Origin of the sequence: Streptomyces sp. H27-D2 (assembly GCF_035828615.1) — a bacterium.
In the GTDB taxonomy this organism is placed as follows: Bacteria; Actinomycetota; Actinomycetes; order Streptomycetales; family Streptomycetaceae; genus Streptomyces.
On the sequence record NZ_JAYMZR010000001.1, the window covers coordinates 115125 to 132443 of the forward strand.

Annotated in this window: 14 protein-coding genes and 2 tRNA genes; 4 read left to right on the top strand and 12 right to left on the bottom strand. The window is 68.2% G+C overall.

Annotated features, from left to right (window positions below):
- Window positions 1-2 precede the first annotated feature (2 nt).
- The 6 genes from mreC to QMK28_RS00555 all read right to left on the bottom strand — a co-directional run bounded on the left by mreC (window position 3) and on the right by QMK28_RS00555 (window position 7845).
- Complete coding sequence (mreC, locus tag QMK28_RS00530) at window positions 3-926, bottom strand: rod shape-determining protein MreC (protein ID WP_326434903.1); 924 nt, start codon at window positions 924-926, stop codon at window positions 3-5.
- Between the two features lie 120 nt (window positions 927-1046).
- On the bottom strand, window positions 1047-2066 hold the full coding sequence (locus QMK28_RS00535) for a rod shape-determining protein (RefSeq protein ID WP_326434963.1): 1020 nt from the start codon (window positions 2064-2066) through the stop codon (window positions 1047-1049).
- A gap of 334 nt (window positions 2067-2400) precedes the next feature.
- The gene (gene ndk / locus QMK28_RS00540; protein ID WP_326434904.1) at window positions 2401-2814 is read right to left on the bottom strand and encodes a nucleoside-diphosphate kinase; all 414 of its coding nucleotides are present in this window, start codon (window positions 2812-2814) and stop codon (window positions 2401-2403) included.
- 111 nt (window positions 2815-2925) lie between these two features.
- Entirely contained in the window at window positions 2926-3279 is a 354-nt protein-coding gene (locus tag QMK28_RS00545) for a DUF4233 domain-containing protein (protein WP_326434905.1), read from the bottom strand.
- Between the two features lie 6 nt (window positions 3280-3285).
- Window positions 3286-4839 (bottom strand): bifunctional tetrahydrofolate synthase/dihydrofolate synthase, encoded by a 1554-nt coding sequence (folC, locus tag QMK28_RS00550; RefSeq protein WP_326434906.1) that lies wholly within the window; start codon window positions 4837-4839, stop codon window positions 3286-3288.
- A gap of 369 nt (window positions 4840-5208) precedes the next feature.
- Window positions 5209-7845, bottom strand: coding sequence for a valine--tRNA ligase (locus tag QMK28_RS00555; RefSeq protein ID WP_326434907.1), 2637 nt, complete (start codon window positions 7843-7845; stop codon window positions 5209-5211).
- Between the two features lie 131 nt (window positions 7846-7976).
- On the opposite strand from QMK28_RS00555, the gene QMK28_RS00560 reads away from it, so the two are divergent.
- A complete protein-coding gene (locus QMK28_RS00560) occupies window positions 7977-8918 on the top strand; it encodes a hypothetical protein (RefSeq protein WP_326434908.1) in 942 nt (313 codons plus the stop codon).
- Between the two features lie 60 nt (window positions 8919-8978).
- Complete coding sequence (locus QMK28_RS00565) at window positions 8979-9962, top strand: hypothetical protein (RefSeq protein WP_326434909.1); 984 nt, start codon at window positions 8979-8981, stop codon at window positions 9960-9962.
- Window positions 9963-10110: 148 nt separating this feature from the next.
- Here the strand turns inward: QMK28_RS00565 and clpX are convergent, their stop codons facing one another.
- The 5 genes from clpX to QMK28_RS00590 all read right to left on the bottom strand — a co-directional run bounded on the left by clpX (window position 10111) and on the right by QMK28_RS00590 (window position 14916).
- Complete coding sequence (clpX, locus tag QMK28_RS00570) at window positions 10111-11397, bottom strand: ATP-dependent Clp protease ATP-binding subunit ClpX (protein ID WP_326434910.1); 1287 nt, start codon at window positions 11395-11397, stop codon at window positions 10111-10113.
- A gap of 163 nt (window positions 11398-11560) precedes the next feature.
- Window positions 11561-12217 (bottom strand): ATP-dependent Clp protease proteolytic subunit, encoded by a 657-nt coding sequence (locus QMK28_RS00575; RefSeq protein WP_326434965.1) that lies wholly within the window; start codon window positions 12215-12217, stop codon window positions 11561-11563.
- A gap of 58 nt (window positions 12218-12275) precedes the next feature.
- On the bottom strand, window positions 12276-12881 hold the full coding sequence (locus QMK28_RS00580) for an ATP-dependent Clp protease proteolytic subunit (protein WP_326434966.1): 606 nt from the start codon (window positions 12879-12881) through the stop codon (window positions 12276-12278).
- Between the two features lie 311 nt (window positions 12882-13192).
- Window positions 13193-14665 carry a trigger factor gene (tig, locus tag QMK28_RS00585; RefSeq protein WP_326434911.1) on the bottom strand — a complete coding sequence of 491 codons (1473 nt, stop codon included), beginning with the start codon at window positions 14663-14665 and terminating at the stop codon, window positions 13193-13195.
- Window positions 14666-14839: 174 nt separating this feature from the next.
- A tRNA-Pro gene (locus QMK28_RS00590) sits at window positions 14840-14916 on the bottom strand.
- 136 nt (window positions 14917-15052) lie between these two features.
- Between QMK28_RS00590 and QMK28_RS00595 the strand changes: the two genes are divergently transcribed.
- A tRNA-Gly gene (locus QMK28_RS00595) sits at window positions 15053-15126 on the top strand.
- Between the two features lie 108 nt (window positions 15127-15234).
- Here QMK28_RS00595 and QMK28_RS00600 read toward each other — a convergent pair.
- Window positions 15235-15429 carry a hypothetical protein gene (locus tag QMK28_RS00600; RefSeq protein ID WP_326434912.1) on the bottom strand — a complete coding sequence of 65 codons (195 nt, stop codon included), beginning with the start codon at window positions 15427-15429 and terminating at the stop codon, window positions 15235-15237.
- Window positions 15430-16057: 628 nt separating this feature from the next.
- On the opposite strand from QMK28_RS00600, the gene QMK28_RS00605 reads away from it, so the two are divergent.
- Window positions 16058-17233, top strand: a complete 1176-nt coding sequence (locus QMK28_RS00605) for an acyltransferase family protein (RefSeq protein ID WP_326434913.1) — start codon at window positions 16058-16060, stop codon at window positions 17231-17233.
- Window positions 17234-17319: the final 86 nt, after the last annotated feature.

Here is a 17319-nt window from a genome sequence, read left to right on the forward strand (position 1 = left end):
GTTCAGCTCCCGGGGGTGCTCGAAGGGGTGACCGTGACGGTCACCGTGGGCGTCGGCGTGGGCTTGGCCTTCGGCGGCAGCACGGTGTCCCGGGGGTTCTCGCGCGGCGGCTGGACCACGACGCCGACGATGTCGAGTTTGCTGAAGCCGACGTACGGGCGGACCTGGACGTTGCGGGTCAGGTCGCCGCCCGAGGGGTCGACGCGGACCACTTCGCCGACCGGCACGCCGGGGACGAAGGGCTTGTCGGCGCGGGAGCCGAAGGTGACCAGCCGGTCGCCCTTCTTGACCTTGGCCTTGCCGTTGAGCAGTTGGACGCGCAGCGCGCGGTCGCCCTGGCCGGTGGCGAAGCCGAGTTCGTTCGACTTCTCCATCCGGGTGCCGACGGTGAAGTCGGGGTCGTTGGCGAGCAGCACGGTCGCGGTCGAGGGGCCGACGGTGGTGACCCGGCCGACGAGTCCGTCTCCGTTGATGACGGTCATGTCGCGGGTGAGGCCGTCGTTGCGGCCGGCGTCGATGGTGACCGTCCAGGAGAAGCCTTGGGCGGCTCCTATCGCGATGACCTGGGCGCCCTTGATGCCGTACTGGCCGGCGCCGGCGGTCTTGAGCATTTTGTCGAGTTCGCGGGCGCGGCTGCGGGTGCGGTCGTCGCTGCCGAGTCTCGTCTTGAGCGCGGAGTTCTCGCGTTCCAGTGCGCTGATCCGGTCGTGCCGGTCGTCGGAGTCCCGTACGGCGGCGATGGCGTTGCCGACCGGGTCGACGGCGGCCGCGACCCCGTTCTCCACCGGTCCGAAGACCGAGGCGGCGGCCTGCCGGGAACCGTCGAGCGGGGATTGCTCACCGCCGCGGATGTCCACCGTGATCAGTGCGAACGCGATGGCGATCAGCAGCACCAGGAGCAGCCGGCTCTCTCGTGTGTCCCTCACGTGCGGCGGCGTGCCCTTCTCTTCTGACCGGTCGGCTGCGAGGCCGGCGCCGGTGCTCAGGGGGTGTCATGCCTGTATATCAGCGATCCGCCGGTGGCGGAAAGCGGTTGAACGGGAACGTCATCTGCGCGGCTGGGAGTCCAGCACCTGCTGGAGCGCCTCGAACTCCTCGACGCATTTGCCGGAGCCCAGCGCGACGGAGTCGAGCGGGTTCTCGGCGATGTGGATCGGCATGCCGGTCTCGCGGCGCAGCCGCTCGTCGAGGCCGCGGAGCAGGGCGCCGCCGCCGGTGAGCACGATGCCGCGGTCCATGACGTCGCCGGACAGTTCGGGCGGGCACTTGTCGAGGGTGGTCTTGACCGCGTCCACGATCGAGTTGACCGGTTCCTCGATGGCCTTGCGGACCTCCGCGGCCGAGATGACCACGGTCTTGGGGAGGCCGCTGACCAGGTCGCGGCCGCGGATCTCGGTGTGCTCGTCCTGCTCCAGGTCGTACGCGGAGCCGATGGTGATCTTGATGTTCTCGGCGGTGCGCTCACCGAGAAGGAGGCTGTACTCCTTCTTGATGTGCTGGATGATCGCGTTGTCCAGCTCGTCGCCGGCGACCCGGATCGACTGTGCCGTGACGATTCCGCCGAGTGAGATCACCGCGACCTCGGTGGTGCCGCCGCCGATGTCCACGACCATGTTGCCGGTCGCTTCGTGGACCGGCAGGCCGGAGCCGATGGCTGCGGCCATCGGCTCTTCGATGATGTGCACCTGGCGCGCGCCGGCCTGGGTCGACGCCTCGATGACGGCGCGGCGCTCGACTCCGGTGATGCCGGAGGGCACGCACACGACGACCCGGGGGCGGGCCATCCAGCGACGCTTATGGATCTTGAGGATGAAGTACCGGAGCATCCGCTCGGTGATCTCGAAGTCGGCGATCACGCCGTCCTTCATCGGGCGGACCGCGACGATATTGCCGGGGGTCCGGCCGATCATCTTCTTGGCTTCGGAGCCGACCGCGAGAATGCCACCGGTGTTGGTGTTGATCGCGACGACGGAGGGTTCATTGAGGACGATGCCGCGACCTCTGACATACACCAGCGTATTGGCGGTCCCGAGGTCGACAGCCATGTCACGGCCGATGAACGACATGTTGTTCCCCATGAGGATATGTCTGGCCTTCCCAGCTGGAGAAATGATGACTTGAGGGCGGCGGGAGGTGCGCTGCGGGGCGCGGAAGCCCCCATCGTAGTCGCGCTCGCTCGAACACGATGCGAGGGCTCCGCTGCCATTGTCAGCAGAACACGTACCCGTACCAGTAATGGTGACGTCGTGTCGGAGGGATGGGTTCCCCCGTTCGCCACGCATATGCCGCGGGGCGACCGAACGGACTCGGTCGCCCCGGGCCGACAACGCGGCTGAGCAGCCCTTGTTCCGGGCCGCGGGAATTCTTTCTCGCTTCGATCGATCAAACGAGTTCGATCGATCAGACAAGACCGGGGAAGAAAAGTTTGATCTCTCGCTGTGCGGACTCCTCGGAGTCCGAGGCGTGGACGAGGTTCTCCCGCACGATGGTGCCGAAGTCACCACGGATGCTGCCGGGGGCCGCGGCGATCGGGTCGGTCGGGCCGGTCAGGGTCCGTACGCCCTCGATCACCCGGTCGCCCTCGACGACCATCGAGACGATGGGTCCTGAGGACATGAACTGCACCAGCGGCTCGTAGAACGGCTTGCCCGCGTGCTCGCCGTAGTGCTGCTCCAGCAGCCCGAGGTCCAGGCCGCGCATTTCCAGCGCGGTGATGGACCACTGCGCCTTGTTCTCGATCCGGCCGATGATCTCGCCGATCAGGCCGCGCCTGACCGCGTCGGGCTTGAGGAGAACGAGGGTGCGCTGGGTCATATTGCGGGCTCCTTGTGTGCGGCGAAGTACCGCGGCGGACTACTGCGGCGAACTACCGCGCGACTGATACGAACGGGTGGTCCGAGGTTACAGGGACCACCCGTCACACGGTCACGCAGCGTCAGGCCTGGTCCCGGAGCCGGCCGCGAACCGCGCCTTCGCCTCGTCGATTCTGCCGCCGTAGTGGACCGAGGCCCACCACAGGGCGGCGAACACCAGGCCGAGGAAGAACATCGTCGGAATGACGAAGCCGCTCGCGATGAGCGCGACCTGGATGGCCCAACCCACCTGGACCGCACCCGGTCGGGTGAGCGCGCCGCACAGCAGTACGCACAGCAGCATGCCGACGCCGCAGACCGTCCAGACGGTGGCCGTCGAGAGGCCGGACATCTGATTCGCCACCAGACCGGCGAAGCCGATCACGAAGAACTCACCGATCAGGGTGCTCGCACACAGCGTCCTCACGGCTGCTCACCTCCTGCCCAGCAGCAGCCGGGCCTCGCCGACGGTAATGACCGAGCCGGTGACCAGCACTCCGGTGCCGGAGAGCTCGCCCTCCTGCTCGGCGAGGGTGAGCGCGGCCTCCAGCGCGTCGTCGAGACGCGGCTCCACCTGCACTCGGTCCTGGCCGAACACCTCGACGGCCACAGCTGCCAGATCGTCCGCGTCCATCGCCCGGTGGCTCGCGTTCCGGGTCACCACGACCTCGGTGAAGATCGGCTCGAAGGCCTCCAGCACACCGCGGATGTCCTTGCCTGCGCTCGCGCCGACCACGCCGATCAGCCGGTTGAAGTCGAACGCCTCGCTGATCGCCTCGGCCGCGGCGCGGGCCCCGGCCGGGTTGTGCGCGGCGTCCAGGATGATGCTCGGGCTGCGGCGCACGACCTCCAGCCGGCCCGGTGAGACGACCGAGGCGAAGGCGGTGCGGACCGTGTCGATGTCCAGCGAGCGGTTGTGTTCCGAGCCGATGCCGAAGAACGCCTCGACCGCGGCCAGCGCCACCGCCGCGTTGTGCGCCATGTGCGCGCCGTGCAGCGGCAGGAAGATGTCCGTGTACTCGCCGCCCAGGCCGCGCAGCGTCATCAGCTGGCCGCCGACCGCGACCTCCCGGCCGATCACGCCGAACTCCATGCCCTCGCGGGCGACCGTGGCGTCCACCTCGACGGCGCGCCGGAGCAGCACCGACGCGGCGTCCACCGGCTGCTGCGCCATGACGACCGTCGCGCCGCCGCCGCCGGCCGGCGAGGTCAGCGGCTTGACGATGCCGGCCTTCTCGACGGCGATCTGCTCGGTGGTGCCGCCCAGCCGCTCGGTGTGGTCCAGCGAGATCGGGGTGACGACGGCGACGGCGGCGTCGATGACGTTCGTCGCGTCCCAGCTGCCGCCCATGCCGACCTCGACGACGGCGACGTCCACCGGGGCGTCGGCGAAGGCCGCGTACGCCATGCCGGTCAGCACCTCGAAGAAGGACAGCCGGTGCTCCTGCTGCCCGTCGACCATCTCGATGTAGGGCTTGATGTCCTGGTAGGTCTCGATGAACCGCTCGGCCTCGATCGGCACGCCGTCCAGGCTGATCCGCTCGGTCACGGACTGGACGTGCGGGCTGGTGTAGCGGCCGGTGCGCAGTTCGAAGCCGCGCAGCAGGGCTTCCACCATGCGCGCGGTGCTGGTCTTGCCGTTGGTGCCGGTGATGTGGATGGAGGGGTAGGCGCGCTGCGGCTCGCCGAGGATGTCCATCAGCGCGGCGATGCGCGTCAGCGACGGCTCCAGCTTGGTCTCGGGCCAGCGCTGCGCCAGCTCCGTCTCGACCTCGCGCAGCGCCCGGTCGACCTCCGGGTCCTGCGGACGGGCCGGCAGGCCGTCGTCCTGCGCGGGGCCTCCGCGCGCGCTCAGTGTCCGGCTCCCGGCCGCGATCACGGCGAGATCGGGGTCACGGTCGGTCTCGGCGTGGACGATCTCGTCGAACTCGTCGAGGTGGTGCGAATCGTCGGGGCCAAGGTCGTCGTTTCGGGGGCTCTCGCTCACACCGCTCAGTCTACGGTCGCCGTACGACACCGGATGTCGCCGCGTGCGCCCGCCCCGGCAGGGAGCCGGGCATGGACCCCGTACGGGCCGCTGTACCGCCCCCGTACCGGCCGCGCACGCCCCTGCCGTCATCCGGCCGCCGGGAGCGGGCGGGCGGGGCGCAGCCGGTGACGCGTCGGCGAACGTCCTTCGCCGGGCGGGGCCGTGACATCGGACACGCGGCGGGGCGTCCGACGCGCGGCGGGGCCGTCCGACACACGGCGGCGGGGCGTCCGGCGGGCACCCGAGACGCGACAGGTCCCCACGCGGCGCGCGTGGGGACCTGTGCCGAGCCCGGTGTGAGCGGGCCGGCCTTGCCTGCGGGGGCGCTCAGCCCTGCGGGAGCGCCTCCAGCTGGGCGGTGATGCGGGCGATGTCCGCGTCCGCCTTGGCCAGCCTGGCGCGGATCTTGTCCTTGACGTCGTCCGGCGCCTTGGCGAGGAACGCCTCGTTGCCGAGCTTCGCCGTGGCCTGCGCCTTGTCCTTCTCGGCGGCGGCGAGGTCCTTCTGCAGCCGCTTGCGCTCGGCCGGGATGTCGATCGTGCCGGACAGGTCGAGGGCCACCGTCGCGCCCGCGACCGGCAGCGAGGCGGTCGCCTGGAAGCCGTCGCCCGCGGGCTGCAGGCGCAGCAGCTGACGGATGGCGGCCTCGTGCGCGGCGAGCGCGGTGCCGGACAGGTCGAGCTCGGCCGGGACCTTCTGGCCGGGCTGCAGCCCCTGGTCGGCGCGGAACCGGCGGACCTCGGTGATCACCTGCTGGACGAGGGCGATCTCGCGCTCGGCCGGCTGGTCGCGGAAGCCGCTGTCGGTCGGCCAGTCGGCGATGACGACGGACTCACGCCCGGTGAGCGTGGTCCACAGCGTCTCGGTGACGAAGGGGACGATCGGATGCAGCAGCCGCAGCGTGACGTCCAGGACCTCGCCCAGGACGCGTCCGGAGACCGCCGCGCCCGGGCCGCCCTGGATGAAGGTGGTCTTGGACAGCTCGACGTACCAGTCGAAGACCTCGTCCCACGCGAAGTGGTAGAGGGTGTCGGAGAGCTTCGCGAACTGGTAGTCCTCGTAATACGCGTCCGTCTCGGCGACGACCTCGTTCAGCCGGGACAGAATCCACCGGTCGGTGGCCGACAGTTCCTCGGCCGGGGGCAGTTCGCCCTCGGTCGTCGCGCCGTTCATCAGCGCGAAGCGGGTCGCGTTCCAGAGCTTGTTGGCGAAGTTGCGGGAGGCCTGGACCCAGTCCTCGCCGATCGGCACGTCCGTACCGGGGTTGGCGCCGCGGGCGAGGGTGAAGCGGACGGCGTCGGAGCCGTACTTGTCCATCCAGTCCAGCGGGTCGACCGCGTTGCCGAAGGACTTCGACATCTTCTTGCCGCGCTCGTCGCGGACCATGCCGTGCAGCACGATGGTGTGGAAGGGCGGGGTGCCGTCCATCGCGTAGAGGCCGAACATCATCATCCGGGCGACCCAGAAGAAGAGGATGTCGTAGCCGGTGACCAGGACCGAGTTCGGATAGAACTTCTCGACGCTCTCACTCTGTCCGGGCCAGCCGAGGGTGGAGAAGGGCCACAGCGCGGAGGAGAACCAGGTGTCCAGGACGTCGCTGTCCTGCGTCCAGCCCTCGCCCGTCGGCGGCGCGTCGTCGGGCCCGACGCAGACGACTTCGCCCGCAGGGCCGTACCAGACCGGAATCCGGTGGCCCCACCACAGCTGCCGCGAGATGCACCAGTCGTGCAGGTTGTCGACCCAGCCGAAGTAGCGGGACTCCATCTCCTTCGGGTGGATCTTGACCCGGTCGTCGCGGACGGCGTCGCCGGCCTCCTTCGCGAGCGGGCCGACCTTGACCCACCACTGCATGGACAGCCGCGGCTCGATGGTCGTCTTGCAGCGCGAGCAGTGCCCGACGGAGTGGGTGTACGGGCGCTTCTCGGCGACGATCCGGCCCTCGGCGCGCAGCGCGGCGACGATGGCGCCGCGGGCCTCGAAGCGGTCCAGGCCCTGGAAGGGGCCGTGGGCGGTGATCACGCCGCGCTCGTCGAGGACCGCGAGGTTTTCGAGGTCGTGCCGGCGGCCGATCTCGAAGTCGTTCGGGTCGTGGGCCGGAGTGACCTTGACCGCGCCGGTGCCGAACTCCGGGTCGACGTGCTCGTCCGCGACCACCGGGATGCGGCGGCCGGTGAGCGGCAGTTCGATCTCGGCGCCGACGAGGTGGGCGTAGCGGGGGTCGTCGGGGTGCACCGCGACGGCGGTGTCACCGAGCATCGTCTCGGCGCGGGTGGTCGCGACGACGAGGCTCTGCTCGCCCTCGCCGTACTTGATGGAGACGAGCTCGCCCTCGTCGTCCTGGTATTCGACCTCGATGTCCGAGATCGCGGTCAGGCAGCGCGGGCACCAGTTGATGATGCGCTCGGCGCGGTAGATCAGCTCGTCGTCGTAGAGCCGCTTGAAGATGGTCTGGACGGACTTGGACAGGCCCTCGTCCATCGTGAAGCGCTCGCGGCTCCAGTCGACGCCGTCGCCGAGCCGCCTCATCTGGCCGGAGATCTGCCCGCCGGACTCGCCCTTCCACTTCCAGACCCGCTCGACGAACTCCTCGCGGCCCAGGTCGTGGCGGGACTTGCCCTCCTTGGCGAGCTCGCGCTCGACGACGTTCTGGGTGGCGATGCCGGCGTGGTCCATGCCGGGCTGCCAGAGCGTCTCGTAGCCCTGCATGCGCTTGCGGCGGGTGAGGGCGTCGATGAGCGTGTGCTCGAAGGCATGGCCCAGGTGGAGGGCGCCGGTCACATTGGGCGGCGGGATGACGACGGTGTACGGGTCCTTCTCGCTCTTGGCGTCCGCCGCGAAGTAACCGCGCTCCACCCAGCGCTCGTACAACTGCCCTTCCACCTCGGCCGGCGCGTACTGGGTCGGCAGGCTCTGAGGTGTCGTCTCCGGGCTGCGCTCTGGGCTCTGCTGAGAGTTCTCGGTCACGCCGATCAGTCTACGGGCGGTCCTGTACCAGTCTCGAACCGGTTTCGTCCCCAGTGCACTGGCCCGCATATTCGTCCGACAGGATGTACGGAACGTATAAGCAGCCTGTTGTCTTAAGGGGAACCGCACGCATGAGCTACAACCAGCCGCCGCCGCAGAACGGCCCGTACGGCGGGGGACAGCCCAACCCCTACGGAGGCGGACAGCCCGGCTCCGGATACCCGCAGCAGGGCGGCCAGGCGGCTCCGCAGCAGGGTTACGGCCAGCAGGCCGCCCCGCACGGACAGCCCCCGCAGCAGGCTGCAGGACCGTACGGCCAGCCCCAGCAGCCGCACCCTTACGGCCAGCAGCCGGGCGGGCCGGGCCAGCAGCCGCCGTACGGCCAGCTGCCGATGCCTCAGCAGGGCGGGGGCAAGAAGATGACGGGCATCATCGTGGGCTCGGTGGTGGCGCTGGCCGCGATCGTCGCCGGCGTCTTCTACTTCACGCAGAGCGACGGCGAGGTGGCCGCGTACAAGATCGTGCTGCCGCGGCAGGTCCTCGACGGCAGTTACACCAAGATGGAGGGCGCCGGGGGCTCCCGCACCGAGAAGCTGGGCGACGACGAGAAGACCAGGAAGCTCGGCATCACCAACGGCACCGGGGTCTCCGGCAGCTACAAGGGCGACGACAAGTCGATGCTGATGGTCGCGGGCGCCTACGGCGACATCGCGGACCCGGAGAAGACCGTCGACACGTTCTTCGCACAGACGCGCAAGGCCCGCGAGGAGCAGGCGGGCGGGTCCGGAAAGATCAAGACCGAGACGGTCTCCGAGATGAAGTCCTACTCCCCGGACGGCTTCGACGGCGCGGTCATGAAGTGCGAGACCACCAAGACGACGGGTGCGTCGGCCGGCGCACCCGTCTCCATAGAGACCAGCATGTGCGTGTGGGGCGACTCCAGCGCCGTGGCGCTCGTTCAGCAGATGGGCAGGATGGGTATGGGCGCCGGCTCGAAGGCGAGGACGGCCGAGGAGCTGTCGGAGGCGACCGCCAAGATCCGCGACGATGCGCGGGTCGAGCTCAAGAAGTGACACCGGCCGCTCTTATGGCGGCCGGCACCAGTCAGCAGCAAGCCCTGAGGGGGATTTCAGATGAGCTTCAACCAGCCGCCACCGCAGCCCGGTCCGTACGGCGAGGGTCAATCCAACCCGTACGGGGGCGGACAGCCGCAGCAGCCGAACCCGTACGGACAGCAGCCAGGCGCCCAGCAGCCGGGTTACGGCTACCCCCAGCAGGGCGACCCGGGGCAGCAGGGCCCCTACGGCCAGCCCCAGCAGCCGCCCTACGGGCAGCAGCCGCCCTACGGCCAACCGCCGTACGGGCAGCCGCAGTTCCCGCCGCCCGGCGGCAGTGGGAGCAAGGGCAAGGTGATCGCGATCGTCGCGGCCTCGGTCGTGCTCGTCGGTGCGGTCGTGACCGGCGCCGTGGTGCTGACCGGCGGCGATGACGACCCGAAGTCCGACAAGCAGGATTCGGCGGGCAGCGCGGGCGCGTCCGGCGACGAGAAGAAGTCCGACAAGCCGTCGGGCGACACCAGCGACCTGGGCAGCGGAGACGACGCGGGCGGCTCCGACGAGCCGATGAAGCTGACGACGCCCAAGACCCTCGCCGACGGCGCCTACCAGCTGAAGAAGGACACCGCTCAGCTCAAGGAGGGCGGCACCAGCGTGCAGGGCGACATGCCGCCCGGCGCGACCTCGGTGCTCGGCCAGTACACGGTCGCCGCGAACCCGGTGGCCGGCCTCGCGCTGTCCGGCGTCTACGGCCTCGTCGGCGACCCCGACAAGGTCGAGGACGACATGTACAAGGGCTTCGAGGGCAGCGGCAGCGGGACGAGCGTGGAGAAGCCCCGCAAGTCGTACCAGCCGAACGGCGTCAGCGGTCCCACGATCGACTGCGAGGTCGTGAAGATGAACGGCACGACCTATGTGCCGGTGTGCACCTGGGCCGAGAAGTCGGACGCGGCGATGGTGATGCACGTCGACGCGAGCAACACCTCGGCGTCCAAGGTCGATCCGGCGAAGTTCGCGAAGACCACCGCGGCCATCTACAAGGATGTGCGCGTCCCGCGCTGAGCCGCGCGGACGGCGGCGCGCAACTGGCCGCGCACAGACGGTAGGACAGGCGAGAGACAGATGAAGGGGCGCCCCACCGGTCCGGTCGGGCGCCCCTTCGTCGTATCCGTGAAGGCGTGTCCGCGAAGCTGAGCGGGAGCGGTGCGGCTCAGGCGCTCTTCTCGTGCCGCTCGTCCGTCTCGCCGCCGCGGGTACGCGGCACCAGCGTGGGGTTCACGTTCGAGTGAACGACCTCCGCGGTGATGACGACCCGGGCGACGTCCTTGCGGGACGGCACCTCGTACATCACCGACATCAGGACCTCTTCCATGATGGCCCGCAGCCCGCGCGCTCCGGTCTGCCGCAGGATCGCCTGGTCGGCGATGGCCTCCAGCGCGCCGCGCTCGAACTCCAGCTCCACGCCGTCGAGTTCGAAGAGGCGCTCGTACTGCTTGACGAGGGCGTTGCGCGGCTCGATGAGGATCTGCAGCAGCGCCTCACGGTCGAGGTTGTGCACCGAGGTGATGACCGGCAGACGGCCGATGAACTCCGGGATCATCCCGAACTTCACCAGGTCCTCCGGCATGACCTCGCGGAACTGGTCCGAGGCCTCGATCTCGCGCTTGGAGCGGATCGTCGCGCCGAAGCCGATGCCCTTGGCGCCGGCCCGCGACTCGATGAGCTTCTCCAGACCCGCGAACGCGCCGCCCACGATGAACAGCACGTTCGTCGTGTCGATCTGGATGAACTCCTGGTGCGGGTGCTTGCGGCCGCCCTGCGGGGGCACCGAAGCCGTCGTGCCTTCGAGGATCTTGAGCAGCGCCTGCTGCACACCCTCGCCGGAGACGTCACGCGTGATCGACGGGTTCTCGCTCTTACGGGCGACCTTGTCGATCTCGTCGATGTAGATGATGCCGGTCTCGGCCTTCTTGACGTCGTAGTCAGCGGCCTGGATCAGCTTCAGCAGGATGTTCTCGACGTCCTCGCCGACATAGCCGGCTTCCGTGAGCGCGGTCGCGTCGGCGATCGCGAACGGGACGTTGAGCATCCTGGCCAGTGTCTGCGCGAGCAGGGTCTTGCCGGAGCCGGTCGGGCCGAGCAGCAGGATGTTGGACTTCGCCAACTCGATGCCGTCGTCACCGCCACGGCCGTTGCTCTCGGTCGCCTGGACCCGCTTGTAGTGGTTGTAGACCGCGACGGAGAGCGCCTTCTTCGCGGGCTCCTGGCCCACGACGTAGCCCTCCAAGAACTCATAGATCTCGCGAGGCTTGGGCAATTCCTCCCAACGCACCTCGGAGGTCTCGGCGAGCTCCTCCTCGATGATCTCGTTGCAGAGGTCGATGCACTCGTCGCAGATGTACACACCCGGTCCTGCGATGAGCTTCTTCACCTGCTTCTGGCTCTTGCCGCAGAACGAGCACTTGAGCAGGTCGCCGCCATCACCGATGCGTGCCACGAGGTGCTTCCCCTTCGCCTGGGATCCGCCGAGTTCCACGGACCCGGGTGCTTGCTATTCGACGGTACCTTGCCGGGCCCCCCGCGCGGGCCCCCCTTGGACCGGTTCGCTTGCATCCGACCGTTCCAAGGGGGATCGCGCACCTGCCGACCGGTAGGACAAGTCAGCCCATCGGGACCGAGGTCTTGCGGGTGGACACGATCTGGTCGACCAGACCGTACGCCAACGCGTCCTCGGCGGTGAGAATCTTGTCGCGTTCGATGTCATCCCGGATCTGCTCGATCGGGACCGTGGAGTGCTTCGCCAGCATGCCTTCGAGCTGCGCGCGCATCCGCAGGATCTCGTTGGCCGCGATCTCCAGGTCGGAGACCTGACCCCGGCCCACCTCGCTGTACGGCTGGTGGATCAGGATGCGGGCGTTGGGCAGCGCCATCCGCTTGCCGGGGGTGCCGGCGGCGAGCAGCACGGCCGCGGCGGAGGCCGCCTGGCCCATGCAGACCGTCTGGATGTCGGGCTTCACGAACTGCATCGTGTCGTAGATCGCGGTGAGCGCGGTGAACGAGCCGCCCGGCGAGTTGATGTAGATCGAGATGTCCCGGTCCGGGTCCATCGACTCCAGGCACAGCAGCTGCGCCATGACGTCGTTGGCCGAGGCGTCGTCGATCTGCACGCCGAGGAAGACCACTCGCTCTTCGAAGAGCTTCGCGTACGGGTCGTACTCTCGGACGCCCTGCGAGGTTCGCTCCACGAAGCGCGGAATGATGTAGCGGGATTCGGCGGCGTGGCCCTCGTAGAGGCCGGAGCCGGAGAGGTTGTTCATCGGGGTGTTCACCGTCCTGGTGATGAGCTGGCTACGGGCAGAGGAGAGGAAAGGGGGCTCAGGCAGCGCCTGTGCCGCCCCCGCCCGGTACACCGGCGGCGGAGGTCATGACCTCGTCGAGCAGGCCGTAGTCCTTCGCCTCTTCGGCGGAGAACCAGCGGTCGCGGTCGGAGTCACGGGTGACCTGCTCCACCGTCTGGCCGGTGTGGTGCGCGGTCAGCTCCGCCATCCGCTTCTTGGTGTGCAGCAGCCGCTCGGCGTGGATCTTGATGTCCGAGGCGGAGCCGGCCAGGCCGGCGGACGGCTGGTGGATCAGGATCTCCGCGTTCGGCAGCGCGAAGCGCTTGCCGGGCGTGCCCGCGCTCAGCAGGAACTGCCCCATCGAGGCGGCGAGGCCCATCGCGATGGTGACCACGTCGTTCTTGATGTACTGCATGGTGTCGTAGATCGCCATGCCGGCGCTGATGGAGCCGCCCGGAGAGTTGATGTAGAGGAAGATGTCCTTGTCCGGGTCTGCGGCAAGGAGCAACAGCTGCGCGGTGATCTTGTTGGCGATGTCGTCGTCGACCTGCTGGCCGAGGAAGATGATCCGCTCGCCGAGCAGCCGGTTGTACACCTGGTCGCCGAGGCCACCGAAGGTCGGCTCAGCGGCGGCGGAAGGCATCGGAGTCGTCACGTATCCACCTGCTCGTTGTCTGACGGCGACGGGCCGTCTCAGCGTCTTGTGCGTCTGTTGGGGCTCGGGGACGGGCGCCGCCGGCGCGGCCGACGCTGTTCGGAAAATCCCCTGCCTTGCTATCTACGGACCCTAACGCGCAGGTCGGACAACGCCATCCCGCATTGAGAACTGTTCGCTGTGAGCGCAGGGTCCCGGGCCCCTGAGGGCCCCGTGAGCGGCCTGGAAAGCCGACGGGCCCGAACACAGGCATGCGTGTGTTCGGGCCCGTCGTACGAGCGCTGGGAAGCGATCGAGGGTCAGGCTTCGTTCTTCGCGGACTCCGCGGCCTTCTCGTCGGCTGCGTCGGTCGAGTCGGCGGCGGAAGCTTCATCGGCCTTGGCAGCCGTGTCGCCTTCGCCGGACTCGACGGCCGCGGCGGACTCGTCGGACGTGGCCTCGACCGTTTCGGCGGTCTCGTCCTCGTCGTCCAGGTCCACCGTCTCGCCGTTGCCGTCGACGACCTTGACGGCCTCCACGACGACCGCGAGGGCCTTGCCGCGGGCGACCTCGCCGACGAGCATCGGCACCTGGCCGCCCTCGACGACGGCCTTGGCGAACTCGTCCGGGCTCATGTTGGAGGACTGCGCGCGGCGCATGAGGTGCTCGGTGAGCTCCTCCTGGCCGACCGACAGCTTCTCCTTGTTGACGAGCTCGTCGAGGATGAACTGAGTCTTGATGCCCTTCTCGGCCTGCTCCTTGAGCTCGGCGTCGAAGGCCTCTTCGGTCTTGTCCTGGACCTTGAGGTAAGTCTCGAGGTCCATGCCCATCTGGCCCAGCTGGTGGTTCACCAGGTTGTGCTTACGGGTCTGGATCTCGTCCTCGAGGAGCTTCTCGGGGATCGGCACCTCGACCAGCTGGAGAAGGGCGTCGAGCACCTTCTCCTGGGCCTGCGTGGCCTGGTCGAACTTCTTGGTCTGCGCGAGGCGCTTGGAGGCGTCCGCACGCAGCTCTTCAAGGGTGTCGAACTCGCTGGCGAGCTGGGCGAAGTCATCGTCGAGCTCGGGCAGTTCGCGCGACTTGACCTCGACGACGTCGACCTTGACCTCGGCCTCCTTGCCCTCGGCGGTACCGCCCTTGAGGTCGGAGGTGAAGGTCGCGCTGCCGCCGGCCTCGACGCCGGTGACGGCCTCGTCGATGCCGTCCAGCAGCTGGCCGGAGCCGATGACGTAGTCAAGGCCCTCGGCGACGCCGTCCGGAAGGACTTCGCCGTCCACCTTGGCTTCGAGGTTCAGGACCACGGTGTCGCCGTCGGCGGCGGCGCGCTCGACCGGGGAGGTCGTGGCGAAACGCTCGCGGAGCTGTTCGAGCGACGTGTCGATGTCCTCGTCCGAGACCTCGACGGCGTCCACGGTGACCTCGATGCCGGAGTAGTCCGGGATCTCGATCTCCGGACGGATGTCCACCTCGGCGGTGAAGGAGAGCAGTTCGCCGTCCTTCAGCTCGGTGATGTCCACGTCCGGCTGGCCCAGCGGATTGAGCTCAGCCTTGCTGACTGCTTCGGTGTAGAACTTCGGGAGCGCGTCGTTGACGGCTTCCTCAAGGACAGCACCGCGGCCGAACCGCTGGTCGATGACGCGCGCCGGGACCTTGCCCTGGCGGAAGCCCTTCACCGTGACCTGCTGGTTGATCTTCTTGTAGGCCGCGTCGAGGCTGTCCTTGAGCTCCTCGAAGGGCACCTCGACTGTGAACCGAACCCGAGTCGGGTTCAGGGTCTCCACGGCGCTCTTCACGGTTCGGTCTCCTTGGGGGCTGACTGCTGGGGTACTGCTGCTAGCGCCCCATGCTGTAAATCGACCTGCTGTACATCGACACAGACGGACACACGCATGCAGCTTGCATAGTAGCCGCATGGTGGATGGACCCCACAATATGATCTTGTCGATCGGGGCCGGGCAAGAGAATGCTGGTCGGGGTGGCCGGATTCGAACCGACGACCTTCCGCTCCCAAAGCGGACGCGCTACCAAGCTGCGCCACACCCCGTCGGTGCGTCACGTAGGGTACATGCCCACACGCGGCGCGGCTGCCAATTATCCGGACACGCGGCCGGTGTGCGGCGGACTGCGGCGACCCGCTACGATGTTCCGCGTACCGTCGAGGAAGTCGATCAACGGCACTCGCGGGCGTAGCTCAATGGTAGAGCCCTAGTCTTCCAAACTAGCTACGCGGGTTCGATTCCCGTCGCCCGCTCCACTTGCTCCGGCCCGGCTCGGTGATTTGTCTCACCGGCCCGGGCCGGAGGTGTTTTCGCCGCCGGCGGCCCCGCGGACACTGTGTCCGACGGTCCCGCGGCCCCCCGGATCAGAAGTTGATCTCGTTGATGGTCTGGGCGAGGGAGTCCAGGAAGCGGTTGATGGACGGGGCCATTCCGGTCGAGGCCAGGAAGAAGCCGAAGAGCACAGCGACGACCGCCGGCCCGGCCTTGATCGAGCCGCCGCGTATCAACACCACCAGGATGATCGCCAACAGCAGTACGACGGACAGTGAAATGGCCACACTGATCACACCCTCGGTCGGAACGCCTCGCCGGCCCGGGAAGCACGCGGCCGCGCACACCCCCTGCGTGGACCATCGTGCCACCAACCAGGGCCCCGGTGGAGGCCGGTGACGCATCATCGGTGAACCGCGCACCCGTCCCAGCAGCCCCGCGGATCTGCGCGGACGCACCGGAACCCACCCATGGCGGTGCTATTCGGCGCGCTGGGCGGATAGCGAATTCAGCCCGATCGTTTCGCTGTACAGGCATGCGGCGACGGTGCCATCCGAAGATGAACACGGGGTTGAATTCGAAATGTCTCGCACAGCGACTCACAGGGTCGCGACATGCCGATTAATCGGACATTCCACCGGGAGCCACCCGCGAGGCATATGCCCTGTTTAACAGGTATGAAGCATGGCGGAGCGGGCAGTTGGCGAGGTGGTCGCGGCACTGAAACAACTGACTGCATCTCTTTGTCGACTCCGCTGGTCAAGCGGCCAGAAGCAGAAATAGTGAAGGAGGGATGAGGGTTTTACGTAAAGCAGGAATCCCCGCTATGGTGCCTCAGATGTTCCCCGCTGCCATGACCCCCGCACGCGCAGTGAGGTCCAGGATCCTTTCCCCTTGTTCATGGTGGGAGGACCTGTGACGAACACCCTGCGCCCGCACGGCTATCAGAGAGCCCCGCTCCCCCCGGCCAGGGACGCGGCGCCCACGGACCACCACAGACCGCTCGCACCCGCTCCGGCGCCGGGCCGTACGGTCGAGAGCAAGCCCAAACAGCGCGACGCGTTCTTCGACAACGCGAAATATCTGGCCATCGTGCTCGTCGCCTGCGGCCACGCATGGGAGCCGCTCACCAACACCAGCCGTACGGCCGAAGCGCTGTACATGACCGTCTACACCTTCCACATGCCGGCGTTCATCCTCATCTCCGGCTATTTCTCCCGCAGTTTCGACATGCGGCCGGACCGGCTCAGGCGGCTGGTCACCGGCATCGCCGTGCCGTATGTCCTCTTCGAAGTCGCGTACACCTTCTTCAAGCGCTGGGCGGACGACGATCCTGGCCACCCGATCAGCCTGCTCGACCCCTGGTACCTCACCTGGTTCCTGGTCGCGCTCTTCATCTGGCGACTGACCACTCCGCTCTGGAAGATGGTCCGCTGGCCCATCCCGCTCTCGCTCGCGGTGGCCACTCTCGCCTCGGTCTCCCCCGACATCGGTGACGACCTCGACCTGCAACGCGTCCTGCAGTTCCTGCCGTTCTTCGTCGTCGGCCTCTGCATGAAGCCGGAGCACTTCCAGCTCATGCGGCGGCGCGAGGTCAAGATCCTGGCGGTGCCGGCCTTCGCCATCGCACTGCTGGTCGCCTACTGGGCCGGCCCCCGGATGTCCTCGGCGTGGTTCTACCACCGCGACAGCGTGCAGGAACTGACCGGACCGATCTGGTCGGGTCCGATCATGACGCTCGCGCTCTTCGGCTGTTCGATGGTGCTCACGGCGTGCTTCTTCGCCTGGGTGCCGAAGCGGAAGATGTGGTTCACAGTGCTCGGCGCGGGCACCCTCTACGGCTACCTGCTGCACGGCTTCATCGCCAAGGGCTCCCGTTTCTGGGGCTGGTTCGACGACTACGCGTGGTTGCACCGGCCCACCGGCGAGATCGCGGCCACCCTGATCGCCGCGGGCGTCATCAGCCTGCTGTGCACCCCGCCGGTGCAGCGTATGTTCCGCTTCGCCATGGAGCCCAAGATGACCTGGGCCTTCAAGAAGGACGCCGCCGAACTGGCGCGCGGCCGGGCCAAGGCCGACAGCAGCCGCTGACCCACAGCACACAAGTACCGCAGCACCGCAGCACTGACAACCACAGACAGCGTGGACGTAAGGCCCGGGTCGAGGATCGCTCCTCG